The 25680-nt window shown below is 71.6% G+C and carries 23 protein-coding genes; 10 read left to right on the top strand and 13 right to left on the bottom strand.

Annotated elements, in window-relative coordinates:
• Window positions 1-33: 33 nt before the first annotated feature.
• Window positions 34-2100, bottom strand: a complete 2067-nt coding sequence (locus tag ACZ49B_RS27970) for a SpoIIE family protein phosphatase (RefSeq protein ID WP_468311159.1) — start codon at window positions 2098-2100, stop codon at window positions 34-36.
• A gap of 214 nt (window positions 2101-2314) precedes the next feature.
• Here ACZ49B_RS27970 and ACZ49B_RS27965 point away from each other — a divergent pair, with 214 nt between their 5' ends.
• The 3 genes from ACZ49B_RS27965 to ACZ49B_RS27955 are packed head-to-tail and all read left to right on the top strand — an operon-like array spanning window position 2315 to window position 4815.
• Window positions 2315-2662, top strand: a complete 348-nt coding sequence (locus tag ACZ49B_RS27965) for a hypothetical protein (protein ID WP_468311157.1) — start codon at window positions 2315-2317, stop codon at window positions 2660-2662.
• Between the two features lie 60 nt (window positions 2663-2722).
• On the top strand, window positions 2723-4417 hold the full coding sequence (locus tag ACZ49B_RS27960) for a serine-threonine protein kinase (protein WP_468311155.1): 1695 nt from the start codon (window positions 2723-2725) through the stop codon (window positions 4415-4417).
• The gene (locus ACZ49B_RS27955) at window positions 4414-4815 is read left to right on the top strand and encodes a hypothetical protein (protein ID WP_468311153.1); all 402 of its coding nucleotides are present in this window, start codon (window positions 4414-4416) and stop codon (window positions 4813-4815) included. Before ACZ49B_RS27960 ends, ACZ49B_RS27955 begins: the two co-directional genes overlap by 4 nt.
• A gap of 12 nt (window positions 4816-4827) precedes the next feature.
• Here the strand turns inward: ACZ49B_RS27955 and recQ are convergent, their stop codons facing one another.
• The 5 genes from recQ to ACZ49B_RS27930 all read right to left on the bottom strand — a co-directional run bounded on the left by recQ (window position 4828) and on the right by ACZ49B_RS27930 (window position 11326).
• On the bottom strand, window positions 4828-6822 hold the full coding sequence (gene recQ / locus ACZ49B_RS27950) for a DNA helicase RecQ (RefSeq protein WP_468311151.1): 1995 nt from the start codon (window positions 6820-6822) through the stop codon (window positions 4828-4830).
• Between the two features lie 56 nt (window positions 6823-6878).
• Window positions 6879-7391 (bottom strand): O-acetyl-ADP-ribose deacetylase, encoded by a 513-nt coding sequence (locus ACZ49B_RS27945; RefSeq protein ID WP_468311149.1) that lies wholly within the window; start codon window positions 7389-7391, stop codon window positions 6879-6881.
• Window positions 7391-8812 carry a phytoene desaturase family protein gene (locus tag ACZ49B_RS27940; protein ID WP_468311147.1) on the bottom strand — a complete coding sequence of 474 codons (1422 nt, stop codon included), beginning with the start codon at window positions 8810-8812 and terminating at the stop codon, window positions 7391-7393. Before ACZ49B_RS27940 ends, ACZ49B_RS27945 begins: the two co-directional genes overlap by 1 nt.
• An 87-nt stretch (window positions 8813-8899) precedes the next feature.
• Window positions 8900-9724, bottom strand: coding sequence for an inositol monophosphatase family protein (locus ACZ49B_RS27935; RefSeq protein WP_468311145.1), 825 nt, complete (start codon window positions 9722-9724; stop codon window positions 8900-8902).
• 102 nt (window positions 9725-9826) lie between these two features.
• On the bottom strand, window positions 9827-11326 hold the full coding sequence (locus tag ACZ49B_RS27930) for an NCS1 family nucleobase:cation symporter-1 (protein WP_468311143.1): 1500 nt from the start codon (window positions 11324-11326) through the stop codon (window positions 9827-9829).
• A 320-nt stretch (window positions 11327-11646) separates the two neighbouring features.
• Here ACZ49B_RS27930 and ACZ49B_RS27925 point away from each other — a divergent pair, with 320 nt between their 5' ends.
• Window positions 11647-12402: an SDR family oxidoreductase gene (locus ACZ49B_RS27925; protein WP_468311141.1), complete on the top strand. Its 756-nt coding sequence runs from the start codon at window positions 11647-11649 to the stop codon at window positions 12400-12402.
• Between the two features lie 103 nt (window positions 12403-12505).
• Here ACZ49B_RS27925 and ACZ49B_RS27920 read toward each other — a convergent pair whose 3' ends face one another.
• The 6 genes from ACZ49B_RS27920 to ACZ49B_RS27895 form a co-directional block, all read right to left on the bottom strand.
• Window positions 12506-13402: a branched-chain amino acid aminotransferase gene (locus tag ACZ49B_RS27920; RefSeq protein WP_468311139.1), complete on the bottom strand. Its 897-nt coding sequence runs from the start codon at window positions 13400-13402 to the stop codon at window positions 12506-12508.
• Entirely contained in the window at window positions 13399-14682 is a 1284-nt protein-coding gene (locus tag ACZ49B_RS27915; RefSeq protein ID WP_468311137.1) for an ATP-grasp domain-containing protein, read from the bottom strand. Before ACZ49B_RS27915 ends, ACZ49B_RS27920 begins: the two co-directional genes overlap by 4 nt.
• On the bottom strand, window positions 14679-15650 hold the full coding sequence (locus ACZ49B_RS27910; protein ID WP_468311135.1) for a DMT family transporter: 972 nt from the start codon (window positions 15648-15650) through the stop codon (window positions 14679-14681). The genes ACZ49B_RS27915 and ACZ49B_RS27910 overlap by 4 nt, the downstream gene beginning before the upstream one ends.
• Window positions 15651-15659: 9 nt before the next feature.
• On the bottom strand, window positions 15660-16964 hold the full coding sequence (locus ACZ49B_RS27905) for a DUF6421 family protein (protein ID WP_468311133.1): 1305 nt from the start codon (window positions 16962-16964) through the stop codon (window positions 15660-15662).
• A complete protein-coding gene (locus ACZ49B_RS27900; protein ID WP_468311131.1) occupies window positions 16961-17551 on the bottom strand; it encodes a type 2 periplasmic-binding domain-containing protein in 591 nt (196 codons plus the stop codon). The genes ACZ49B_RS27905 and ACZ49B_RS27900 overlap by 4 nt, the downstream gene beginning before the upstream one ends.
• A gap of 190 nt (window positions 17552-17741) precedes the next feature.
• Window positions 17742-18689, bottom strand: a complete 948-nt coding sequence (locus ACZ49B_RS27895) for a DMT family transporter (protein ID WP_468311129.1) — start codon at window positions 18687-18689, stop codon at window positions 17742-17744.
• Between the two features lie 118 nt (window positions 18690-18807).
• Here ACZ49B_RS27895 and ACZ49B_RS27890 point away from each other — a divergent pair, with 118 nt between their 5' ends.
• Window positions 18808-19641 (top strand): AraC family transcriptional regulator, encoded by an 834-nt coding sequence (locus tag ACZ49B_RS27890; RefSeq protein WP_468311128.1) that lies wholly within the window; start codon window positions 18808-18810, stop codon window positions 19639-19641.
• Window positions 19642-19658: 17 nt separating this feature from the next.
• Here ACZ49B_RS27890 and ACZ49B_RS27885 read toward each other — a convergent pair whose 3' ends face one another.
• The gene (locus ACZ49B_RS27885) at window positions 19659-20909 is read right to left on the bottom strand and encodes a cation:proton antiporter (protein ID WP_468311126.1); all 1251 of its coding nucleotides are present in this window, start codon (window positions 20907-20909) and stop codon (window positions 19659-19661) included.
• Between the two features lie 382 nt (window positions 20910-21291).
• On the opposite strand from ACZ49B_RS27885, the gene ACZ49B_RS27880 reads away from it, so the two are divergent.
• The 5 genes from ACZ49B_RS27880 (at window position 21292) to ACZ49B_RS27860 (ending at window position 25551) form a co-directional block, all read left to right on the top strand.
• Window positions 21292-22908 (top strand): amino acid adenylation domain-containing protein, encoded by a 1617-nt coding sequence (locus tag ACZ49B_RS27880; protein ID WP_468311279.1) that lies wholly within the window; start codon window positions 21292-21294, stop codon window positions 22906-22908.
• Entirely contained in the window at window positions 22901-23170 is a 270-nt protein-coding gene (locus ACZ49B_RS27875; RefSeq protein ID WP_468311124.1) for a phosphopantetheine-binding protein, read from the top strand. The genes ACZ49B_RS27880 and ACZ49B_RS27875 overlap by 8 nt, the downstream gene beginning before the upstream one ends.
• A 5-nt stretch (window positions 23171-23175) precedes the next feature.
• Complete coding sequence (locus tag ACZ49B_RS27870) at window positions 23176-24129, top strand: chlorinating enzyme (RefSeq protein ID WP_468311122.1); 954 nt, start codon at window positions 23176-23178, stop codon at window positions 24127-24129.
• Between the two features lie 70 nt (window positions 24130-24199).
• Window positions 24200-24913, top strand: a complete 714-nt coding sequence (locus ACZ49B_RS27865; RefSeq protein ID WP_468311120.1) for a thioesterase II family protein — start codon at window positions 24200-24202, stop codon at window positions 24911-24913.
• The gene (locus ACZ49B_RS27860; RefSeq protein WP_468311118.1) at window positions 24913-25551 is read left to right on the top strand and encodes a 4'-phosphopantetheinyl transferase; all 639 of its coding nucleotides are present in this window, start codon (window positions 24913-24915) and stop codon (window positions 25549-25551) included. Before ACZ49B_RS27865 ends, ACZ49B_RS27860 begins: the two co-directional genes overlap by 1 nt.
• The last annotated feature ends 129 nt before the right edge of the window (window positions 25552-25680 follow it).

Below are 25680 nucleotides of genomic sequence, written 5' to 3'. Positions count from 1 at the left end.
GGCGCTCCGGCTCCGGCCGAACCGGCGGGCCGGTCAGCGGGTCCGGGAGGCCGTCGTACGGGCGAGCAGGACCGCCACGTCGTCCTGCGGGGCCCCCGGCAGCAGACGCGCCAGGATTCCGTCGCACAGCCGGTCCAGCGGCTGCCCGGCGTCGCGCAGCGCCCGTCCCAGCTGGGCCATGCCCTGGTCGAGGTCGCGGTCGCGGGCCTCGATGAGGCCGTCGGTGTACAGGACGAGCAGGCTCCCGGGTGGCAGGGCGACCTCCTCGGTGCGGAACTCCTGCCCGCCCGTGCCGAGCGGGGTTCCGGGCGGGCCGTCGAGGAAGGTGACCTCCCCGCCCGCCGTGACCACGGCGGGCGGCGGGTGGCCGGCGCGGGCGATGGTGCAGCCGCCGGTGGCCGGGTCGTGGACGGCGTAGACGCAGGTCGCCATCTCGTCCTCGCCGAGGTCGGCGACCGCGGCGTCGAGCGAGCGCAGCAGCCGGGTCGGGGAGACGTCTTGGCGGGCGAGGGTGCGCACGGCCGTGCGCAGCTGCCCCATGACGGCGGCCGCGTGGATCCCGTGGCCCATGACGTCCCCGATGACCAGCCCGGTGCGGCCGCCGGGCAGCTGGATGACGTCGAACCAGTCGCCGCCGACGTCGTGGTCGCTGGCGGGCAGGTAGCGGCCGGTGAGTTCGAGTCCGGTGACCTCGGGCAGGGCGCTGTTGGTGAGGCTGCGCTGGAGGGTCAGGGCGGCCCGCCGCTGGTTGGTGTACATGCGGGCGTTGTCGATGTTGAGCGCCCCGCGGGCGACCACCTCGTCGAGGAGCACGCAGTCCTGCTCGTCGAAGGGCTCGCGTCCGCGCACCCGTGTCACGGTGACCGCGCCGAGCACCGTGCCGCGGGCGACGAGCGGGATCAGCCGGGCGGAGCCGAGGGTGGCGAGGTAGTCGCGCAGTTCCGTGGCGCGCGGGTCGGGGAGCAGCGCGTGCACGTCGGACACGTACAGGTTCATGGGCCGTCCCTCGGCGATGACCTGCTCGTAGACCGACTCCGCCGGGATCTGGAAGGTCTGGCCGGGCGCCAGCCGGGCGGTGGGGGCGTCCGGGTCGGGGAACTCGACCGCCATGCGGCGGAGCATGCCCTGGTGGGTGGCTGCGGCGTCGTCGGGCGCGAGGACGGCCTCCAGCAGCTGTACGTCGGCCGAGTCGGCCAGCTGGGGTACGAGGACCTGCACGATCTCCCGGGCGGTCTGGTCCAGGTCGAGGGTGGTGCCGATGCGCGTGCCGGCCTCGGCGAGGACGGCGAAGCGGCGGCGGGCCCGCTCGGCGTCGACCTGGGCCTGCTGGCTGTCGGTGATGTCGATGAGGGAGGCGATCACGCCGAGCGGGCGGCCGGAGCCGTCGAGGAGCGGGGCGTAGGAGCAGGACCAGGTGTGGTCGTGCCCGGGGTCGGCCGGGGTGCGGCCGGTGCGGCGGACGTCGACGACGGCGGTGCCCCGGTCCAGGACGTGCTGCATCGTCGCTTCGAGTGCGACGGCGTTGACGCCGGGCACGACCTCGGTCAGCCGTTTGCCGAGGTGACCGGCGGCGGAGACGCCGTTCATCCGGGCCAGTGCGTCGTTGACGCGCAGGAAGCGCAGGTCGGGGCCGAGGGTGGCGAGGCCGATGGGCGACTGGGTGAAGAGGCTCTGGAGGGCTGCGAGGGAGTCCCGCATGCGCAGGACCTCGGACGTCTCCACGGCGATCAGCATGGCCCCCGTACGGCCCTGCGGGTCGATGGCGGGGACGATCCACATCTCCATCGTGACGCGGTGCCCGTCGCGGTGGCGTACGGGGAGGGTGCCGACCACCGTCTCACCCGCCTGGACGCGCCGGGTCAGGTCGTCGGCGAGCACTTGGTTGGTCTCGGGGACGAGCACGGAGGTGCCGGGGAGGCCGATGATGTCCTCGGGGCGGTGGCCGAGCAGGTCCTGGGCGGCGAGCGACCACTCCACGATGAGTCCGTCGGCGTCCTCCCGCCACAGGGCGATCGGCAGCAGCTCGCGGAGCACACCGGCGTACCCGACAGCTGCGGCCGGCTGATCCGGGACCTCGCTCGTCGACTGGTATGTGTCCACCGCACCGACCTCACCCCGGGGGGTCTGATTCCTACCGATTCACCCTATCCGAGCGATCGGCGCAGGGCGCTGCGTCGGCCGGAAGAGCCGGCGAGGACGAAGGTGACCCGGAAGAGGACGGCGGAGAGGACGGGGCGGCCCGCCGGCCGCCGAGCCCGGGGCGGCCGCGGCGGCGAGGGCGGACGCGGCCGTCGCCCATGGCTCCGGCCGGGCCTTGGATCAGGCGTGGCGCACACGCCTGTACGCGCGCCTGCTGGTGCTGCTGCGCCGCATCACCGAGGCCTGGCGGGGATTCGAGACGGTCTCCGAGTTCGTCGACTGCCTGTGCAAGGCCCTGCTGTGCGTACTCAAGGGCTGGCAGGCGATCGCCGTACTGGAGGGCGCCCGCGCCGAGCTCGTCTGCAAGGAGGAGACGCGCAAGAAGGCGTGCGAGCGCAAGCAGAAGGAGACGGTCGAGGAGGTGATGGCGGAGTACGCGCGCCTGTGCCCCCCGTGCCCTGCGCACCCCGACGAGGCCGAGGAGGAGTACCCGGACGAGGACCGCCCCGCCGACGCGGCCTAGCCTCCGTCAATTCACCCATGTGTACGACGAGTTGGGGAGACGGATGGAATAATGCGCGGCATGGGGGGAGTGTGGCAGCCGAGGTGGGACGTCGCCTTCGACGCCGACGGCCAAGTGGACCGGCAGGAGGCAGCCCACCTCGCCGCCGAGCTCCCGCACACCGGCGTCACGGACCTGGTCGTCTTCGCCCACGACTGGCAGAACGACCGGCAGACGGCGTCTCTTCTGGACGACCGCTTCTTCTCCTGCTTCGGCGAAGTCCGCCCGAGCGGGGACGGCGTGCGGCTGGGATACGTGGGCATCCGCTGGCCCGCCATGCGCTTCACGGGAGAGTCGATCCCCGATTTCACGACGCCGCAGGTGGATCTGACCGCGCCCTGGCGTCCCGTGCTCGACGACTGGTGTCGTGCGGCGCTCGGCTCCTTGTTCCCCGGCCGGGAGCCCGAGGTGCACCGTTTGGCCGAGCTGCTGGACCTGCACCCTCGATCCGATGACGCCCTCGACGAGTTCGCCGGACTCGTCGCGCGCCTGGTCGGCGGCCTCTACGAGCCCGGCCGCCGGGAGAGCGCGTACTGGGGCGATCTCACCGGCGAGGACCTGTCGTTCTCGGGGGCGCCGCTTGCGGGCCGGGCGTCCGAGGTCTGCGCCCGGCTCGCGGCGGCCCTGCGACGGATGGGCGTCACGCAGGAGTACGGTGCGCCGGAATACGGCGCGGAGCCCGGCGACGACCTGTGGACCGGCGCCTGGGAACTGCTGCGCCGTTTCGTGTACGCGGCCCTGCAGCGCCGGGCCGGAGTCGTCGGCGCGCTGGGCCTCGGCCCCCTGCTGGGCGTACTCGCCCGTACCGCTCCGGGCGTCCGGATCCACCTGGTCGGGCACGGCGCGGCAAGCAGGCTGGCTGCCTTCGCCCTGCGCGGACTGCCGTCCGGGGTCTCCCGCGTGAAGTCGCTGACCCTGCTTCAGGGAGCCATGTCCCGCCACACGTTCACCGACCGCGTCCCCCACGCCGCGGACGGTGTCCGCGGCGCCCTGGTGGGCCTGAGGAACCGGGTCGACGGCCCGGTGGTCGTGTCGTACTCGCACCACGACAGCGACCTGGGCGTGCTCTACCCGATGGCGGCCGGACCGCACGCCGGGGAAGCCGCCGGGTACCGCGGGGTGGCCGGGGAGGCCGCCGTCGACGTCACCCTTGAGGAGACGCGTACGGAGCCGTTGCCGGTCCGCGGCATCGTGAACGTCGACGTGTCCCGGGTGGTCCGGCGCGGCTCCGCCGCCTCGGGGGCGCACAGCGATGTCTGGCACCGGGACGTCGTCGCTCTTGCGGCACGTGCGGCCGTCCGACGCCGGCCGAGGACGGACGGCGAGTGGGTCGGCGTGCCGGTAGGCGGGCGCACGGTCGCGGTGTCGGCCGGGCTGCCGCACTGGCTGCTGTCCGCGGCGGTCCTCGGTGCGACGGCAGTGGCGCTGTCCAGCCTCTACTCGCTGCTCACGTATGCGGCGGACCTCCCGGGCTGGGCCCGGACGGCCGTCGTGACGGTCCTCGCCGCACTCGTGCTGGTGCTGACCCTCCACCGGTGGTACGGCCGCCTGCTCGGCCTGGTGCACGCACTCTGGCTGTGGCTCGTGGGCGGCCAGCCACTCGCAGCGCAGGACAGGGCCACCGCGGTGGCGCAGATCAATGACGAACTGGTCGCACTTTTCCTGGCGCTGGGACCACCGCCGGACAGCGATCCGGCACGGGAGGGGCGGAGATGAGCGGCACCGAGGACGAGCTGCTCGCGCTGGAGATCGCGGCCAAGTGGAAGGGCGTACCGAACCGCCAGATGGAGCTGTTGCTCCAGGCGCTCGAGCCGCAGCAGGCGCGCGCCCACGAGGAGCGGATGCTGCGGCTGCGACTGCAGCACGCGCGGTTCGGCATGTCCGCCGGGTTCCTCCTCGCCCTGGGCATGCTCTCCGGGGCGGTGGTCGTGGGCATTCACGACCAGCCCTGGCTCGCCTCCCTCCTCGCCGGCCCGAGCCTGCTCGCCCTGGTTAAGGTCTTCGCCCTCACCAAGTCCGACCCGACCGACATGCGGGCGGTGCTGCGTTCCTCCCCGAGCCCCTCCCCGAGCCCCTCTCCGAGTCCGCCGCCCGTCGACCCCGGCGCCCTGTGATCGGCTGCGTGACTACTCCCAGTCGTCCCAGGGCGGGTCCGTCTCGTCGAAGTCGAAGGGCGGTTCCTCGTCGGCATGCGGGGCCGCAGGCTCCGGCGGCGCCTCCCGGGGCGGGGGCGGGGACGACGGGGCCGCAGTGGCACCGGTCTCGGCCAGGGTGTCGAGGATCCCCTCGGCGTACTTGGCGAGCTTCGCCTCGCCGACGCCGCTGATCGTGCCCAGCTCCTCGGCCGTGGCGGGCAGCCGGGTCGCGATCTCCCGCAGCGTCGCGTCGTGGAAGACCACGTACGCCGGCACGCCCTGCTCCTTCGCGGTCGCGGCACGCCAGGCGCGCAGGGCCTCGAAGACCGGCACGGCCGCCGCCGGCAGGTCGACCGGGACCCGCCCTGCCTTCCCGGACCCGGAGCCCGAGCCGGACGACTTGCGCGAGGGCGCGGCCGGCGCCGCCTCCTTGCGCATCGGCACGCTGCGGCGGCCGCCCAGCACCTCGCCGCTGGCGTCCGTGAGCACCAGCGTCCCGTAGTCGCCCTCGACCGCCAGCAGCCCCGAGGCCAGCAGCTGGCGTACGACCCCGCGCCATTCCGCGGTGCTCAGGTCCGCCCCGACCCCGAAGACCGACAGGGCGTCGTGGTCGAACTGGATGACCTTGGCCGTCTTCTTGCCCTGGAGGATGTCGATGATCTGGCCGGCGCCGAACTTCTGGCGGCGCTCCTTGGCCAGCCGCCACACCGTGGACAGCAGCTTCTGCGCCGCGACCGTGCCGTCCCAGGACTCGGCCGGCGTCAGGCAGGTGTCGCAGTTGCCGCACGGCCCGGCGGCCGCCTGCCCGAAGTACGCCAGCAGCCGCACCCGGCGGCACTCGACCGTCTCGCACAGCGCGAGCATCGCGTCGAGGTGGGCGGCCAGGGAGCGGCGGTGCGTCTCGTCGCCCTCGGAGCCCTCGATCATCTTGCGCTGCTGCACCACGTCCTGGAGGCCGTACGCGAGCCAGGCCGTGGCCGGCTCGCCGTCGCGGCCGGCACGGCCGGTCTCCTGGTAGTAGCCCTCGACCGACTTGGGCAGGTCCAGGTGCGCCACGAAGCGCACGTCCGGCTTGTCGATGCCCATGCCGAACGCGATCGTGGCCACCACCACGACCCCGTCCTCCCGCAGGAAGCGCGCCTGGTTCGCCGCGCGGGTACGGGCGTCCATGCCCGCGTGGTACGCGACCGCGTCGATGCCGTTCTCCACCAGGAACGCGGCCGTCTTCTCCACGGAGGCGCGCGAGAGGCAGTAGACGACTCCGGCGTCGCCCTCGTGCTCGGTGCGGATCAGCTCCAGCAGCTGGCGCGTCGGGGTGTTCTTGGGGGCGATCCGGTACTGGATGTTCGGCCGGTCGAAGCTGGCGACGAAGTGCCGGGCGTCCCCCTCCGCCAAGCCCAGCCGCGCCGCGATCTCGGCGTGCGTGGCCTCGGTCGCCGTCGCGGTCAGCGCGATCCGCGGCACCTTGGGCCAGCGCTCGTGCAGCATGGACAGCGCGAGGTAGTCGGGCCGGAAGTCGTGGCCCCACTGGGCGACGCAGTGCGCCTCGTCGATCGCGAAGAGCGACACCGTGCCCCGGTCGAGCAGCCGCTGCGTGCCCTCGGTGCGCAGCCGCTCCGGCGCCAGGTAGAGGAGGTCCAGCTCGCCGGCGAGGAAGGCCTGCTCGACGGCCTGCCGCTCGTACGGGTCCTGGGTCGAGTTGAGGAACCCGGCCCGCACCCCGAGGGCGGTCAGGGCGTCGACCTGGTCCTGCATGAGCGCGATCAGCGGCGAGATCACCACGCCCGTACCGTCTCTGACCAGCGCCGGGATCTGGTAGCAGAGCGATTTGCCGCCGCCGGTCGGCATCAGCACCAGCGCGTCGCCACCACCGGCCACGTGCTCGATGATCTGCTGCTGCTCACCGCGGAAGGAGTCGTATCCGAAGACGCGGTGCAGCACCTGCAGTGCATCGGGGGTCTCGGTGGGCGCGTCGACAAGGCTCATCCCAGAAGCCTAGCGACCTCCACCGACACGACCGGACGTTTGCGCCGGAAGCCCGCCTATCCCAGGGCCGTCTCGAAAGCTGCGTACGCCTTCTCGTCGAAGAGGACGAAGCGGACCTCCTCCACGGGCGGCGCCGCGGCTGCGCGGGCCGTTTCGACCGCGATGCGGGCGCCGTCGTCCATCGGCCAGCCGAAGATGCCGGTGGAGATGGCCGGGAAGGCCACCGTACGGGCGCCCAGCTCGGCCGCGACGCGCAGGGACTCGCGGTAGCAGGAGGCCAGCAGCTCCGAGCGGTCCTCGTCGCGGGACCAGACCGGGCCCACCGTGTGGATCACCCAGTCGGCCGGGAGTCGGCCCGCCGTCGTGGCCACGGCCCGGCCCGTCGGGAGGCCCTTGCCGTACCGGGAGGCGCGCAGCGCCCGGCAGGCGTCCAGGATCTCGGGGCCGCCGCGCCGGTGGATGGCGCCGTCCACTCCCCCGCCGCCGAGCAGGGAGGAGTTCGCCGCGTTGACGATCGCGTCGGCGTGCTCGGCGGTGATGTCGCCCTGGACGAGGGTGATCCGCACCATCAGGAGGAGGCCTTTCGCAGGTGGCGCCAGACCGCCTTGGCCGCGTTGTGCCCGGACATGCCGTGCACGCCGGGGCCGGGCGGGGTCGCCGAGGAGCAGAGGAACACGGCCGGGTGGGCCGTCGTGTACGGGGACAGGGACAGCTTGGGCCGCAGCAGCAGCTGGATCCCGGAGGCGGCGCCGCAGGCGATGTCGCCGCCGATGTAGTTGGGGTTGCGTGCGGCCAGTTCCGGCGGGCCTGCGGTGGCGCGGGCCAGCACCAGGTCGCGGAAGCCCGGGGCGAAGCGCTCGAGCTGGCGCTCGACGGCGTCGGTGAGGTTGCCGCCCCAGCCCGCGGGGACGTGCCCGTACGCCCAGAACACGTGCTTGCCCTCGGGCGCCCGGCCGGGGTCGGCCAGGCTGGGCTGGGCGGTGATCAGGAAGGGGTTGCGGGGGGCGCGCCCGCCCGTGGCCAGCTGGAGGGCGGCGTCGATGTCGCGGGCGCGCGGGCCGATCTGGACGGTGCCGGCCCGGCGCGGTGCCTCGGCGGTCCAGGGCACGGGGCCGGACAGGGCGTAGTCGATCTTGAACGCGCCGGCGCCGTACCTGTAGCCGTCGTACACGCGCCCCAGCCGGGCGATCCGGGCGAGCGCGGTCGGCGAGGTGTCGAAGACGTACGCCCGGGCCGGCGGCAGGTCGTCGAGGCGCTTGACCTCGAAGCCGGTGTGGACCGTGCCGCCGAGGTCGCGCAGGTATCCGGCGAGGGCGTCCGAGATCGACTGCGAGCCGCCGCGCGGCATCGGCCAGCCGTTGGCGTGCGCTGCCAGGGCGAAGACCAGGCCGACGGCGCTCGTGGCGATCCCGCCGAGCGGGGCCATGACGTGCGCGACGAGCCCGGCGAACAGGGCCCGCGCCCGCTCCTCCTGGAAGCGGTTCAGCAGCCAGGTGGAGGGCGGCAGCCCGGCGAGCCCGAAGCGGGCCAGGGTGACGGGGTCCCGGGGCAGGGCGGTCGACGGCAGGGACATGAAGTCCCGGGCGAGGGTGTCCCACCTGCCGAGGAACGGCTGCACCAGCCGCCGGTACGTGCCCGCGTCGCGCGGCCCGAGGGAGGCGGCCGTCTCGGAGACGGAGCGGGAGAGGACGGCGGCCGTGCCGTCGTCGAAGGGGTGCGCCATGGGCAGCGGGGGGTGCAGCCACTCCAGCCCGTACCGCTTCAGCGGCATGGTGGCGAACACCGGCGAGCCGATGCCGAGCGGGTGCACGGCCGAGCAGGGGTCGTGCCGGAAGCCCGGGAGCGTGAGCTCCTCGGTGCGGGCCCCGCCGCCGACCGTCTCCGCGGCCTCGAACACGGCCACCGAGAAGCCGCGCCGGGCCAGCTCGACGGCGGCCGTCAGCCCGTTGGGCCCCGCCCCCACCACGACCGCATCGAGAATCGACGGCACCTTGAGACTCCTTCGTCCGGCGGCGGCTGCGCCTCCAGGATATTCGGCCCGTCCACAAGGGCCCCGGCCCGGCCCGGTCGGACGGTCCTACGCGCCGCGGAGCAGGTCGCGGATACGGGCGGCCGTGGCCTCGTCGCGCCCCACGGCGAACGGCAGCTCGTTGTCCCGGTCCACCCGGAAGGGGACTCCGGCGACGGTGCTCTGCGCGCCGCCCGCCTCGGCGACCAGCAGCAGACCGGCCGCGTGGTCCCACGCCGAGGGCCAGGTGAAGGCGAGGCCGTCCATCTCGCCGCGGGCCACCTTCAGGTACTCCAGGCCGGCGGAGCCGCAGGGCCTGGCGGCCACCCCGGGCACGTCGAGGCGGGCCAGGGTGCGCTTGTCCTCGTCGGAGGTGTACAGCGGGTGGGCCATGGCGACGCGCAGCGCGGCGCCCGGCTCCGGCGAACCGCTGTGGATCCGCTCGCCGTTGACGTACGCGCCCTGCCCGCGCACGGCGGTCGCCAGCTCGTCCAGGGCCGGGGCGAAGGTCCAGGAGGCGAGGATCTCCCCGCGGTGGGCCAGGGCCACCAGGGTGCAGAAGGCCGGGTCGCCGGCGACGAACTGCCGGGTGCCGTCGACGGGGTCGACGATCCAGACCGGCGCGTCGGCGCGCAGCGCCCCGTACACGGTCGGGTCGGCGTGCACGGCCTCCTCGCCGACCACGGCGGAGCCGGGCAGCAGGTGCGTCAGCGAGGCCGTGAGGTGCTCCTCGGCCTTGCGGTCGGCGACGGTCACCAGGTCGTGCGGACCGCTCTTCTGGTCCACCTCGTGCTCGGCGAGCTGCCGGAATCTCGGCATGATCTCGACCGCCGCCGCCTTGCGGACCGCTTCTTCCACTGCGGACAGGTCTTGGGCCAGGAACTCTTCGATCATGTCCCCATCACACCACGCCCGGCTGACAAACCCCACCGACAATCGGCGTCCGCCGACTGGACTCCAGGTGGACTCCGGGCGCCGCGGGCAAGGGCCGGGGCGTCAGTGTTCGGGGTGTTCCCGGGGCATGAGGGCCGTGTACAGGAGGAGGGACGAGGCCATGCCCACCGCCCAGCCGTAGTCCGCGAGCGGCTTCAGGAGGGGGATCAGGCCTTCCTCGGGGAAGGGGCCCTTGCCGGGGGCCGAGTGGGAGCCGCCGATGGCCAGCACCCCGCCGACCGCGAAGGCGGCCAGCGCCCGGAAGTTCCAGCCGCCCGTGTACCAGTACGGCCCGCCCTGCCGGTACAGGTCGGGCAGCGCGAGCCGGGTGCGCCGCACGATCCAGTAGTCCGCGATGAGGATGCCGGCGACCGTCCCGAGCAGGCCGCCGACCAGACCGAGCCAGGTGAAGATGTACAGCTCGGGGGTGGAGGTCAGCTTCCACGGCATGATCAGTACGCCGACCACGCCCGTGATCAGCGCACCCCTGCGGAAGTTGATCAGGCGGGGCGCCAGGTTGGCCAGGTCGTACGCCGGCGAGACGACGTTGGCCGCGATGTTCACCGAGATCGTCGCCACGAGCACCGTGACCAGGGCGTAGAGCAGCCCGAACACGCTGTCGGCCTTGGCGACCAGCTCCACCGGGTCCCAGATCGGGGTCCCGTACACCGCCTCCGATCCGGAGGTGACGAACACCGACAGCAGGGCGAAGAGGGTCATCGTCGTCGGCAGCCCCAGCGTCTGTCCGAGGATCTGGGAGCGCTGGCCGGCGCCGAAGCGCGTGAAGTCCGGGATGTTGAGCGAGAGCGTGGACCAGAAGGCGATCATGCCCATCAGCGCCGGGAAGAAGACCGGCCAGAAGTCCTCGCCCCAGCCCAGCTTGGACGGCTGGTCGAGCAGCTCGCCGAAGCCGCCCGCCTTCACCCCGATCCACACCAGCAGCGCGAGCGCACCGACGATGACGAAGGGCGCGGCCCAGTTCTCGAAGCGCCGCAGGGTCTCCATCCCCCGGTAGATGATGGCGAGTTCGAGGGCCCAGAAGAGGACGAAGCACAGCCACAGCGGCCAGGGCTGGCCGGCGATCTTCCCCGCGTCCGCCCAGCCCCCGAAGATCTCGCCGAGCAGGACGAAGATCCCGGACCCGCCGATCCAGGTCTGGATCCCGAACCAGGCGCAGGCCACGGCGGCCCGGATCAGCGCGGCCAGATTGGCTCCGCGCACCCCGAACGAGGCCCGGGCCAGCACCGGGAACGGGATGCCGTACTTGGGGCCGGCGTGCCCGGTGAGCAGCATCGGCACCAGCACGATCAGGTTGGCCAGCGCGATGGTGAAGACGGCCTGTTTCCAGTCCATCCCCAGGGCCACCAGCCCGGAGGCGAGCAGCCACGAGGGGATGTTGTGCGCCATGCCGACCCACAGGGCCGTGAAGTTGTACGTCGTCCAGCGCCTGGCCTCGACGGGTACCGGCAGCAGGTCCGGGTTGGCGAAACGGCCGTCGGAGGGGACCTCGCCGGGAGCGAGCTCGACGCGGTCCTCGGTGTCGCCGATCATGTGGTCCGGCATGTGCGCACGCCCCTTCAGGTCGGGTGGGGATCTGGGTCAGGTTCTGAGCGCCGGGATCGTGTGCTTCCCGTGGGCGTCGATGACGGCCTCCCTCGCGTCGCGCCGCGCCCCGCGGGCGTGGCGGCTGTGGTGGACGTAGTCATACCCCCGGCAGGTCCGGATGTATTCGGTGGGTTCTCCGCGACGGTTCCGCCTCCTCGGTCGGCGGGCCGTGCGCCCTCGAGTGTGGCCCATGCCGGTCCGCGTGCCGCGGTTTGGCACGCCGCCCGCGTCGACGACGCGCCGCACGACCGGAGCCGGGCACGGCGTAACGTGTCCTTATGGATCTTGGACTGAAGGACCGTGTCTACGTCGTCACCGGAGCCACGCGGGGCCTCGGGCATGCCACCGCACGCGAGTTGGTGGGCGAAGGCGCGAAGGTGGTCGTCACCGGACGGGACGCGGCGCGCGCCGCGCAGGCGGCGGCCTCGCTGGGGCCGAACGCGGTGGCCGTGGAGGCCGACAACTCCGACCCGGCGGTGGCCGGGAAGCTGGTCTCCCATGCCCGGAAGCACTTCGGCCGCTTCGACGGGATGCTCATCAGCGTCGGCGGCCCGGCCGCGGGAACGACGGCGCAGAACACCGACGAGGACTGGGCGGCGGCCATCGAGTCGGTCTTCCTCGGCGCGGTACGGCTCGCGCGGACCGCGGCGGCCGAGCTGGGGGAGGGCGGCGTCATCGGCTTCGTGCTGTCGGCCTCGGTATACGAGCCGATCCCGGGCCTGACCATATCCAACAGCCTGCGCCCGGGGCTGGCGGGCTTCGCGAAGTCCCTGTCGGTGGAGGTGGGTCCGCGCGGCATCCGGGTGGTCGGGCTGCTGCCGGCGCGAATCGACACGGACCGGGTGCGTGAGCTGGACGCGCTGTCCGGCGACGCGGCCGCCGCGCGGGCGGCGAACGAAGCGCAGATCCCGCTGGGGCGCTACGGGAACGCCGAGGAGTTCGGCAAGGCCGCGGCCTTCCTCCTCTCGCCGGCGGCCTCGTACCTGACGGGCGTGATGCTCCCCGTCGACGGCGGCTTCCGCCACGGCTTCTGACAAGGCTTTCCGGCGCCTCCGCAGGGCGCCGCGGCGTCAGGTGCGGTCGTACGCGCGCGCTGCGCGAACGCGGCGCCTGACGGCCCCGGCTCCCTGCCGCCGGTCAGTGGAGGGCGCCGGCCCGGTTCGTCGAGTGGACCAGCTCGGTGTACGCCTCCTTCAGGGCGGTCGTCGTCCTGCCGACCGCGTACGCGTGCGCGTCGATCGACCGGACGGGCTGCACCTCGTAGGCGGTGCCCGTGAGGAAGCACTCGTCGAACCCGCCGAGCTCCTCGGGGCGGACGTAACGCTCGACGACGCGGATACCGAGCTCGCGCGCCAGATCGAGCACGGTCGCCCGGGTGATGCCCGCGAGGAAGCAGTCCGCGGTGGGGGTGTGCAGCTCTTCCCCCGCCACGAGGAAGATGTTGGCCCCCGTGGCTTCCGCGACGAGGCCCCGGTAGTCCAGGAGCAGCGCGTCGTCGAAGCCGGCGGCGTCGGCGGCGTCCCGCGCCAGGGTGCAGATGTTGTACAGGGAAGCCGCCTTGGCCCGGACCGGCGCGGTGTCCGGCGCCGGGCGGCGCCAGCGCGAGGTCCCCAGCCGGATGCCGCTGTTCTTGGCGTCGGCCGAAAAGACGTGCGGCCATTCCCACGTGGCGATCGCGACATGGACGGAGGCGCCCGCACCGGCCACGCTGATCTGCTCGCTGCCCCGCCATGCCACCGGTCGGACGTAGCCCTCGCCGATGCCCTGCCGGTCGACGAGCTCGAGCGTCGCCCGGTCCAGCTCGGCGACGGAGAAGGGGAGGTCGAAGCCCAGTTCACGCGCCGAGTCGTGCAGCCGCTGCGAGTGCTCGGTCAGTTTGAAGACGTGCCCGTCGTAGACGCGTTCGCCTTCGAAGACGCCGCCCCCGTAGTGGAGACCGTGGCTGAGCACGTGCAGGCGGGCGTCGCGCCAGGGGACGAACCGGCCGTCCAGCCAGATGTGGCCGTCACGGTCGTCGAGAGCCGGAGTGGTCACTGCGCGCCCTCCACCGGTGCGTATTCGATGCGGACGATCTGCTCGATGGTGCGGTGGAACTCCTCGGCGTCCTCGGTGGACGGGTGGTGGGAGAGGACGAACGCCGGATAGCCGGTGAACTCGGGGTAGGGCCGTACGACGTCACCCGGATGCAGCATCTGGACGATGTGGTCCACGCGGGGGTCCTCGGCCAGTGCGTCCAGGCCGTGGACGGCGGTGATCCGTCCGGAGCCGCCGCAGGGCACGATGTAGTTGGCGGCGGCACCGGTCGCCCGAGCCGGCTGCGCCGGCGGGCCGGGCAGGGAGGCGGGGCCGAGCCCGGCGGCGACGCGCAGGGCGTCCGCGGCGAGATCGGCTCCGGTGACGTGGCCGGCGATGTAGTGGGAGACGCCGGAGCCGCCGATGCGGGCGCCGAGTTCCAGCAGGTAGGGACGCTCGCCGCCGCGCAGCCGCAGTTCGGTGTGGGTCGGGCCGTCGGTCACCCCGAGGGCGGAGTGGGCGGCGACGACCTCGCGTACCACGGCCTCCTGGACGTGCGGGGGGAGCGGGGCCGGGGCCCGGTAGACGCCCTCTTCGAAGTGCGGGCCGGCCGGTTCGCCCTTGTAGCCGATGGACAGCACCTGGACCTCGCCGCGGTGCGCGAGGGACTCCACGGCGAATTCAGGGCCGTCCAGGTACTCCTCGACGACGAGGCCCGCGACGTGGTTCAGATGGTGCCGGCAGATCTCCCACACCTCGTCGACCACGGCGGCGAGCTGCTGCGGGCTGTCGGCCTTGGTCACGCCGAGGCTGGAGAAGCCGTTGGCCGGCTTGACCACGACCGGGAACGTGAGGCGTGCGGCGTCGGTCCACGCGGCCGGGTCGTCCACGGTGACGAAGCCGGGTACGTTCAGGCCCGCTTCGGCCAGCCGGCGGCGCATGATGCGCTTGTCCTGTACGGCCCGGGCCGTCTCGCGGCCCAGACCCGGAAGGCCGAGGGCCTCGGCCACGTCGGCGACGAAGGGCACCGCGGGGTCGTAGAGCGTCGTGATGCCGTCGAACGGGGCGCTCTCGTGGCGCTGCTTCAGGACGCCGAGGGCCTTGGCCGGATCGGCCTCCACGTCCAGGGGGAGCAGCTCCACCACGGCGGGCGGCAGACGGTCCGGGGACACGGACTCGTCGGGGCGCGGGACCAGGACGATGTCGATGCCGGCCCGTTGCGCGCCCTCGAAGATCCAGGGCAGCGACGTGCGCTGGTAGACCAGGACGACGGTGGGGCGTGGGGGGTGTGGCTCTGTCACGATGTGCTTCTTTCGGTCTGGGTCGGGCTCGAGGGCTGCTCTTCCTCCGTGGCCGGCGGGCGGACCGGGGCGACGGTCATCCACACGCCCGCCGAGCAGAGTGCGAGGAAGAGGATCGAGGCGGGCCCGGGAGCGTCGGCCTCACCCCAGGCCCACTCCCCCAGGCGCACCAGGAACGGCACCACCAGTGCGACGGAGGAGGTGAACAGGGGGCCCTTGCGCAGGATCAGTTCATGGGAGATGACGAAGACGGGCGCCGTCAGCACCGCGCCGAGCACGGCGACTCCGGCCCACTGGGCGGCGCTGATGTCGCCCAGCGAGACCCATACGGCCGCTGCCAGCCCGAGCATGACCGTACCCGCGCCGGTGACCGCCGGAAGGGCGGCCAGCGGCGGGACGTCGGACATGTGCTTGCGGTAGACGTAGCCGTACAGGGCGTACGCGAAGGTGCCGGCGAGGGCGAAGAGGACCCCGGTGACGAGCACTCCGGTCCCGGCGTCGTCACGCGCCGGGCCGTCTTCGAGCGCGTAGCCGAGGGCCGCCGCGACGGCGAGCAGGGTGCCCAGGACCCGGCGGGTGCCTGCCTGTTCCCGGAACGCGACGATGCCGATCAGGAAGGTGATGCAGGGGAGGAGGGACACCACGAGGCCCACCCGGGAGGCGCCCATCCGGTCGATGCCCAGCAGGGTTCCCGTGTAGTAGGCGAAGAAGCCCAGGAACGCGAGCAGCGCGACGGCCCCGCGGCGGCCGCCGGTGACCCGGATCGCCGCCCACGTCCGGGGCCGCAGCGCGGAGATCGCACTGATGACGACGAAGCTCGCCGCGGTGCGGCCGGCCGCCACCGCGAGCGGCGGGGTGTCGCTGACCAGCTTTCCGGAGACCACCCATCCCGTCGCCAGCAGCAGCACCATCAGACAGGACAGGGCAGGGGTGCCGAGGCCGCCCCTCCCGCGAGGCTCACCGCTCATGACGCAGACTCACCACTCCGCGTCCGCGAACCGCAGCGGCGGCAGCCCGGCCAGCGTCCGCTTGGCCCGCAGCAGGACGCTCTGGTCCTCGGTGAAGCGGAACCGCTGCTTCGCCTCACCCGCGGGCAGGTACGCGCGGACGAGTTCCCTGGCCGCGGCCCGGTACTCGTCGTCGGTGCGTACGTGGTCCTCGAGCCGCTCGACGGTGGAGACGTACTCGCGCAGGGCGTGGAGGGTCTTGTCCCAGTCCAGGTGGAGCAGGCCGCCGGCCTCGGGCGACCCGGTCAGCGCGTCGTGGGCGCGCAGCCAGGAGTAGAGGAAGACGCCGGTGCCCGAATCGAAGTTGCGCGTCGCGTCGTCGGCCTGCGGGTAGCGGAAGACCCGCTCCAGCAGGATCATGGCGATCTGTTCCCCCGCGAAGGGGACCCCGCCGTCCGCGCAGGCGAGGACGGTCTTGGCGTCGACCTTGGTCTCCTCCAGGAGCCCGACGAACCAGTTCATCTTCAGGGTGATGTGCTGGTCGAACGGCCAGCGGCCCTGGTAGTGCATGGAGTCGTGCAGGTATCCCCAGATCGCACGGGCTTCGAAGCAGACTTCCGGGGCCAGGCCGGACGAGGCCCGCGGTACGGACTCGGCGGTGAGGACCGCCTCGGCTCCCGGCAGGGCGTAGGTCTCGTGGATCTTCCGCATCTTGTTGTAGAAGAACATCGCGTACGGCTGGTCTTCGACCTTGTCGGGCGCGGCCACGTTCTCGGGGAAGAACACGATGCAGTTGCCGTGCGCGAACCCGTGGCTGCCCGCGATGAGCACCAGGGACTGGCAGTTGTTCTTGGGGTGTGGGAAGGACGTGGCCAGCTGCGCCAGCGCGTCGGGTTCCTTGCGCAGTGCGAAGAAGCAGTCGAGGCGCTTGCCGACGGGCGGAACGCTGTTGGTGGTCTGCGCGGGAGCCAGGAAGAACACGTGCTCACCGTCCTCGGGCGGCTCGAGCGCGTCCCGGGAGCGGGCGAAGTCGGGCGCGGTGTCCAGGCCCGCGCCGATCCAGCCGTCCACGTCCGCCACGAGGGCCTCGGCCTGGCGGGCCCGCCCGTTACGGCCGTACCAGGCGGCGGCCTCGTCGCGGATCCCGGCGAGCAGCTCGCGATCGGCTGCCTGAGGGGCCGTCACCGTACCGTCGTCGGCCTGGCGGAGGCGGAACCGGTTGACCTTGGGGATGAGGGATCCGGTGAGGTCCTTCGCCTCGGCGCGCGAGGCGGCACCGATCGGGGCACTGGTCGCGGCGCCGATCGGGGCACTGTCCGGGGTTCTGGTCGTCACAGCACCGCTCCCGCCGAGTTCGGCCGGCCGTCCGCTGCGAGCACTTGGTGGATGGTGAAGACCATGGGTACCGGGCCGAAGTCCCTGAGAACGCGCATGCCGTGCCGCTCGGCTGCGACGATCGTGGTGATGCAGCCCTCGCTCAGGCCGGCGGCGCAGTCGATGGCGGCCTGGGAATTGCTGAGCACCAGCCGGGACTCGGCCTGCGGCGGGACCAGTCCCACCGGGGCGGGGTGCGTGGAGACGGTCAGCGGGGCGTCGGCTCCCATGCTGGCCAGGACCATGTTGTGCGTCGGCATGATGAAGCTGTCGACCATGTGCAGCCGGTGCAGGTTCCCGAAGGTCAGGGTGTGCAGGGCCGGATAGACGGCGCAGGCCGCGAGGGCGTGCTCCCCGTCGTCGGGCACCGCTTCGAGGGCTTCCTCGAGCGACGCGTGGAGTTCGACCTCCCCCGCGACCCCCCGGCGGCGCAGCCATTCATGGGCGGCGGCTTCGAGGTTCGTCCCGTGCGGGCCGAGGGTGTGGACGTAGCGGATGCCGTCCGTGCCTAAGCCCGTGCGGTGGCGGGGCTCGGTGGCTGTACTCACGTTTCCTCCCGGAAGCATCCCGGGCGATCCCCCGGGACTCGATCACTCGTCCCAGTGATCAAACATCCAGGCGCTGTCGCGCACAAAGCAATTGTCGTGCGCCTCACGCATACCAAGATCCCAAAAGGTGGGATTTTCGGACTTTTCGATCAAGGGTGTCACATGCTCACGCCCGCATCGGACCGGCGGGTCAGCTCCGCGTGGTCATGGGCCTCGACTGCTCGCTCGAGTGGTCGGCGCCCTCGGCTGCGGGGGCCGGCCGCTCGGCGACGGCGGCCCTGCGCCCGGGCAGCCTCCCCTGGGTCACGGCGAGTGCGGCGCCGCCGAGGAGGACCAGTGCACCCGTCCCCTGCAGCCAGCCGAAGGTCTCACCGAGGAGGAGCGTGGCGCACAGGGTGTTCACGACGGGCACGGTGAACATCATCAGAGAGGCGTTCGCGGGCCCGACGGAGCCCACGCCCCGGTAGTAGAGCAGGTTGGCGACGGCCGCCGCACCGACGGCCAGGTACACGGTGTTCAGCCAGACGCCGGAGGGGAGTTCGCTCCACTGGACTTCCGCGAGGTCGGGGGCGGCGAACACGGCCAGCAGCACGGCACCCGCGCAGGTCGCGTACGTGGTGGCGCGCAGCGGTTCGACTCCGGCGAGGACGCGGGATCCCACCAGGGTGTACCCGGCCCAGCACACGGCGCTGACCAGGAACAGGAGATCGCCCCAGAGGCGGGACGAACCGCCGTGGGTGCCGCCGCCCGCGCCCACGAAGAAGATCACCGCGCCGGTGAGCCCCAGGGCAAGGCCCGTCACCCGCGCCCACGCGGCCCGCTCCTTGCCCGTCACGAGCAGGAACGCACTGGTCAACACCGGGCTCATGACCGGAATGAGGATGCCGGCGTCCAGCGACGGGGCGAGGGAAAGGCCCCAGAAGAAGAAGCCGTTGTAGGCGAAGACGCCCACCACGCCCGCAGCCGCCGCGCGCCACTTGGCACGGCCCGGGACGGGGGTCTTGCGGTCGGCGAACATCCACATGGCCAGGAGGAGCGCGATGGCACCACCACCGAAGCGAAGCAGCGCACCCACCGAGTGCGGAACGTGCTCCACGACCGATTTGGAGCTCGAGAAGGCACTCCCCCAGAGCACCATGGTCACCAACAGTTGCAGATATGGGCTATTGAAGCTCTTCTTTGTCTCCACGCCCCGGACTCTGCCAGGGGGTCGCCCCAGCTGACTTGAACGCTCGTGCGCAGGTCACAATGGGCGTATGGGAACGGAGAACGGCTGGGTCGAGTATTGGCGGGACGGCAGTCGCCCGCTGGAGGCCATGCAGGCGCACTTCTTTGACCACGTCTACTCCCTGCACAGTCACGATGCGTATTCCTTCGGCGTCACGGACGCCGGTGCGCAGAGCTTCCGCTGCCGCGGGGCGGACCACACGAGTGGCGCCGGCATGGTGATGGCCTTCAACCCCGACGAGGTCCACGACGGCCGCGCCGCAGTGGAGTTGGGCTACCAGTACCGCATCGTGCACATCGGTCCGTCGGTCGTCAGCGGGATCCTCGCCGACGCCTCCGACGGGCGTGGCGGCGCGATGCCCCTCTTCATGAAGCCGGTGTTGACCGATCCCGTGCTCACGGGGGCCCTGGCGCGCCTGCACGCCGCCCTGGTCGGCCGCGCAAGTCACCTGACGAGGGAGGAACTGCTGACCGCGGCCGTCCTGGCGATGGCGGAACGCGGTGCGACCCAGGCCCCCCGGCGCAGGACGCTGACCGGTCAGGCGCAGCGTCAGGCCGCCCGCCGGGCCCGCGCCCTGCTCGGCGAAGCGCTGCTCGAGCCGATCTCGGCCGACGACCTGGCCAGGGCGGCGGGCTGTAGTCGCTTCGCCCTGTACCGAGCCTTCCGTCAGGAGTACGGGATGCCCCCCAGCGACTACCAGCGCATGCTGAGGCTCCGCCGGGCGCGGGACCTGCTGACGGGCGGCGTGCCGCCGGCGGATGCGGCGGCGTCCGCCGGGTTCTCGGACCAGGCGCATTTCAATCGCTGGTTCAAGCGCACGTACGGTGTCACCCCCGGAGTCTTCCAACGCGCGGTGCTCTGACGCGGTGTGGCATGGCGTCAGGAGCCGATGGCGGCGGTCTCCGCGGGTGCGGCCGATGCCGGGGCGGGCTCCTTCACGGGATGCGGGGGAAGCTGCGGATCGGGCCGGATCCCGGTGAACCGCAGCATGGGTGTGGTCATGAGGGTGGTCGCCAGCGCCACGACGGTCAGCAGGCCGAGCATCTTCTCGTTGATGATGTGGGCTTCGTAACCGATCTGGAGCACGACCAGTTCCGTCAGGCCGCGCGCATTGAGCAGAACGCCCAGGGTGAGGGCCTCTCCCCTGGGCAATCCGGTGAGCCAGGCGCACAGGCTCGGCCCGAAGACCTTTCCGGCCGTGGCAGCTGCCAGCAGGGTGAGCAGGGCGACGCCCGCGCTGCCGTCGAGGTGGAGGGAGCCCAGGTCGACGGTGAGGCCGAACCCCAGGAAGAAGAACGGGAGCAGAACGGTCTTGGCCGTGGCGGCCAGCGGCGCGGCTGCGGCCACGGCCCGCTTGTGGTGGAGCGGCCAGACGAGTCCGACCAGCAGGGCTCCGATGAGCTGGTGAATGCCCAGCGAGGCGGTGAGCGTGGCGGAGACACCGATGAACACGACGAGGGCCAAGGTGATGGCCGGCGCGGTTCCCGGTGCGCTGCCGCGGTCCGGCCATTTGGCCAGGAGCCGGCGCAGCGGGCCGAGGAACACGGCGGCGACGGCCAGCGCCGCGAGTGCGCTGCCGAGCACTGCCGTCGGTGCGGTTCCGTGCGCCAGGGCCAGGATCACCGACAGCGCCAGCCAGCTGCCGCCGTCGCCCACGGCTGCGGCGAACAGGCTGAGCTGACCGGGCCGGGTCCGCGACAGCCCGAGATCGTGGAGGATGCGCGCGAGGACCGGAAAGGCCGTGATGCTCAGCGCGCAGCCGATGAACAGGACGAAGGCCAGGGGGCGTACGCCGTCGGCCATGTACTGGTCCATGAGGGGCAGCGCCGCCAGCGCGCCGACCGCGAAGGGGACGAGCAAGGACGCCTGGCTGATCATCACGGCCCGGCGTGCCGCACCACGGAGCGGCATGGACGCGAGCTCTTGCCCCACCCCGAACATGAACAGCACGAGACCCAGCTGAGCGAGCCCGTTGAACAGCGGGAGGACGGCGGCCGGAAACACCCACCCGGCCGCATCGGGCGCCAGCTTCATAAGGAAAGACGGGCCGAGAAGAATGCCGGCCGCTATCTCTCCCGTGACTCTCGGCTGGCCCAGCTTGCTCGCCAGCCATCCCATCAAGTGAGACACGGAGAGAACCACCGCAACGCCCAGAAAGAAGTGTCCCGCCGTGTCCAGCAAGGGGGCGTCGGAGGATTCGACACCACCCCGGAATGGCTTATTCCTAACCCAGACGACCACCGCCACAACCAGGCCGAGGGGTAAGAGGATGGTGGCCAGGAGAGCGGTATACGCCTTCCAGCGCGCACCCTCCTGAGCAGGTGTCGGCCGATGCATTTTGGCCAACTCCCTTCTTGAGCTGCGGTTTTTCGAATGGTCCGACGTGAGCCAACCCCACCCGCCCGCACCCCGTCCACCTCCCGTGGCATAGATCACAACCCCCTTGTCAGACCTTGATCAACTATGCCAATGTCCCGATTCGTGACAGGTGCTGGAGATCAATCCATCTCACATGTTGAGAAGCACTTGCAGCGGAGCAATGGGAGTATTTTTGTCTCACGTGGATTTCTTAGGTCCAGTCGATGACGGTCTCATAGACTTATTTCGTAGGTCGATCGCCATCGACCCGGAACGCACTGCCCTGTCGTGCGAGGAGCAGCGTTTCTCTTACCGCCGGTTAGACGAGTGGTCGGACACAATCGGCTGGTTACTCCAGCAGAACGGCGTGCGCCACGGCGACCGCGTCGCCCTCCGGATGCCCCCCGGCGCCGAGGCGGTGGCCTCGATGCTCGGCATCATGAAGGCCGGAGCCGCGTACGTTCCGCTGGACGTACGGCACCCTCCGGCCAGAAAGAGCTTCATCCTCGCCGACAGTGGTGCGACCGTGCTCGTGGGCGACCCCGGGGACGGCGTCCCCGATGGCGCGATCTCCGCGGTCGTCACGACGGAGGAGATCGCCGGCCTGGTCCGGCATCCCGTGCAACGGCCGGCGGGGCGCGGGCCCGGTGCGCAGGACACCGCTTACGTCATCTACACGTCCGGGACGACCGGAAAGCCCAAGGGCGTGCCGGTGCGTCACGGTCACGCCGTGGCCCTGTTCGAAGCCGCGCCGGCCGTCTTCGACTTCAACGCACAAGACCGGTGGCTGCTCTTCCACTCGATCGCCTTCGACTTCTCGGTCTGGGAGATCTGGGGAGCGTTCACCACGGGCGCCGAGCTGGTCGTCCTGCCGCACTGGGCGGCGCGATCCCCCGAGAAGTACCTCGGCGTGATGGCCGACCAGGCCATCACCGTCCTGAACCAGACGCCCACGGCCTTTGCCACGCTCGCCGACGTGTCCCTGCGTTCCGGCGTGGACCTTCCCCATCTGCGGTACGTCATCTTCGGTGGGGAGAAGCTTGCCCCGGCCACGCTGGTTCCGTGGGCCAAGCGCCACGGTCTGAGCAGCCCCCGCCTGGTGAACGGTTACGGGATCACGGAGACCACCGTCTTCACCACCTTCCACGAGGTCGGCGAGGACGACCTGGTCACGGACGCGTCGGTGATCGGCACCGCGTTGCCCGGCTTCACGATGCGCGTGGTCGACGAAGAGGGCCGTGACGTCCCCGACAGCACCACGGGTGAACTGTGGCTGGCCGGACCCCAGGTGACGGAGGGATACCTCAATCGCCCGGACCTCACCGGTGCGAAGTACCCCCTGGCCACGGACCCGGACACCGGCGCCGCGACGCGGTACTACCGTTCCGGGGACCTGGTGAGCCGGCTTCCCGACGGGAACCTCCTCTACGAGGGCCGAGCGGACCTCCAGGTCAAGCTCCGCGGCTACCGCATCGAACTGAGCGACATCGAAGCCGCCGTGCGCCGCCACGAGAACGTACTCGACGCAGTCGTCCAGGTACGGCAGTTCAAGGCCGGCGACCAGCGACTGGTCTGCGCGTACGTGCCGCGGGACGAAACGGCCCCCCTGACGACGGCCGAACTCCGGGGCCACATCAAGGGGCTCCTGCCGTCGTACATGCACCCCGCTCGATACCTGCGACTGACGGAGCTCCCCAGCACCGTCAACGGAAAAGTGGACCGGGCTGCTGTCGCCCGGTCCTGGAATGAAATGGATGTCACAGATGAGTGAGACGACGCACGGTGGGACGGCCCTGGACGAGGCTGTCCGGCTCATCCTGCAGTGGTCCGCCGAGCTGCTCGAGGAGCCGGCGACCTCGGAGGACAACTTCCTCGACCTGGGCGGCCACTCCGCTCTCGCCCTCGAGCTGAACGACCGCATCAAGGAGCGCTTCCACGTCGAAGCCGACATGCAGCTCCTCTTCGAGCGCAGCCTCGCCGAGGTGGCCGCCTCCGTAGTACAGACCGCCGAAGCCTCCGCAAAGATCGGATGACCACGATGACCACGACCGACAAGACCCCCTTCTCCCTGACCGAGGCCGAACTCGCACAGTTCGAGCGGGACGGTTTCATCGGCCCCATCAAGATCTACGAGGTGGAGGAGATGGAGGAGCGTTGGAAGACCATTCAGCGAGAGCTGCGTGACCGCTCCCACGCGATCTACCCCGAGGGTGCCGGCAAGGCGAGCAGCATCTCCAACTACGACCGGCACCTGGACATCGACCTGCTGTCCGAGCACATCATGAAGCAGGAGATCGTCGACCGCGTCGCGTCCATCCTGGGGCCGAACGTACTCTGCTGGCGCAGCGAGTTCTTCCCGAAGTTCCAGGGGGACGAGGGCACGGACTGGCACCAGGCGGCGAACTTCGCGCACGCCAGCGGTACCCCGCAGATCGTGTGGCCCTCGGAGGACGGCGAGCCGGCCTTCGGCGGAACCATCACCGTGTGGACCGCCTTCACGCACTCCACCAAGGAGAACGGCTGCCTGCAGCTGATGCCCGGCACCCACACGCACATGAACTACGACGAGTCGAAGGGCATGGACTACAACGCCGAGGCGTTCAACGAGTCGGAGAAGGACGGCATCAAGCGCGGCTTCTTCGGCTACGACTACCGGCAGCTCCAGAAGGACCCCGACTGGAAGCCGGACGAGTCCAAGGCCTTCCCCCTCGTGATGAAGCCGGGCGAGTGCGTCATCTTCTGGTCGACGCTGATGCACGCATCGCTCCCGCACACCGGGACCAAGAAGGACTACCGCATGGGCTACGCGGCGCGCTTCGTTCCCACCCAGGTGCAGATCTACCCCGGCACCGACGAGGTCAGCGAGTACGGCGGCGGCATCGTCCTCGACAACTACGGCGCGGTGCTGGTGGCCGGTGAGGACGAGTACGGGCACAACCGCAGGGCCAAGGAGAGCCAGCGCGGCTTCCAGTTCGTTCCCCACCAGGGCTGACCTGCTCGTGAGGGGGCGGGGCCCCGCCCCGCCCCCTCGGAACCGAAGCATCCGCGGAAGGCACAGACACATGACGGCGTATCCACTCATCCTGCTCCACCATGCGGGTGGTTCGGCCAGGTCCTTCGATCCCCTGGTCAAGGCACTGCCCCCGGAGATCGAGCCGATTCCGGTCGACCTGCCGGGGCGTGGCCGCAGGTGGCGGGAGGCCGCGGCCACCTCCACCGACGAAGCGGTCGACTCGCTGCTGGACTCCGTCATGTCCATCGAGGGCGAGTTCGCGATCTTCGGACACAGCCTGGGGGCCTACGTCGGACTGGCCCTGGCCGCCAGGGTGGAGGAGACGACGGGGCGCAGCCGCTGCTCGACACTGTTCGCCTCGGCGAACTCGGGGCCGCAGGGAGCCGCGCTTCCCTTCCAGGGGTCGCCGCTGCTGACGACCGACGAGGAGATCTTCGAGATCACGGAGAAGTCCGGCGGGGGCCTCTCCCCGCAGATCCTCGAGCACCCTCAGCTGCGCAGGCGGACCGCCGACCTCCTGAGGGCCGACTTCGCGGTGTCCGAATCGTTCCTCTCCAAGCAGAGGCGGACCGTCACGGAGGCCGCCATCGTCGTGTGCTCCGGCACCGAGGACATCTTCAGCGGCGCCCAGCTCGACCAATGGCGGCTGAACTCGACACAGCACACCGAGTTCCACCGCTTCCCCGGCGGCCACTTCTACCTCGATCAGAACGTGGACGCACTGGTACGGGTCATCGCAGGCCGGCTCATCCCGTCGGAGTGATGACCGTACGCGACCTGCGCTCCCGGCTGCTTGCGCTGGCACGGGAGGCGGGTCTGCCGGGGTCCGGTGTGGGCGTCCACAAGATTGCCGACACCGGACCACCGGAGCACGTACCGGCCCTCGAACGCGGGTTCCGCGTCTCACCGCGTCGGCGTCGCGAATACCTCGCCGGCCGCGCTGCGGCGGGAGACGCGCTGGCCGCTCTAGGGGTGGACGGGTACACGGTCGCCAGGACTCCTCGCGGAGTTCCGCTCTGGCCGCCGGGCGTCGTGGGCAGCATCTCCCACTCGGCGCACTGGGCGGTGGCGATCGCCGTACCCGCGGATGTGGCAACTCACTGCGGGATCGACGTCGAGGAACCCGCCGGGCGGTCCGACCCCTCGGTTCTGGAGCTCCACAGCGCACGCGAAGCGGTGTACAAGGCGCTGTCCCCGGGCACCGGGCTCCCCTTCCGCCCCGAGCAGTGGCCCCTGACCAGGCCGGCGGTGGGCGGCCGCTGGACGGTGGGACGGCTCCCGGACGGCTTCGGACCACTTCCGGAGCCACTCGGCGGGCGCATGCCCCGGCTGGTCGACTCCTCCTCGTGTGACATCCACCTCGCGCTCGCCGTCTGCCACAGCGGCGGCGTCGGGCCCTAACGGTTCGGGCCGGGGGGGGGGGGGGTGGGGGGGGGGGGGGGGGGGGGGGGGGGGGGGGGTGGGGGGGGGGGGGGGGGGGGGGGGGAGAGGGGAGGGGGGGGGGGGGGAGGGGGGAGGGGGCCCCCGGCG

It is taken from the genome of Streptomyces sp. NPDC031132 (assembly GCF_055570595.1).
Note: the sequence above shows the minus strand (reverse complement) of the source record. Positions and strands in the feature narration are given on the sequence as shown.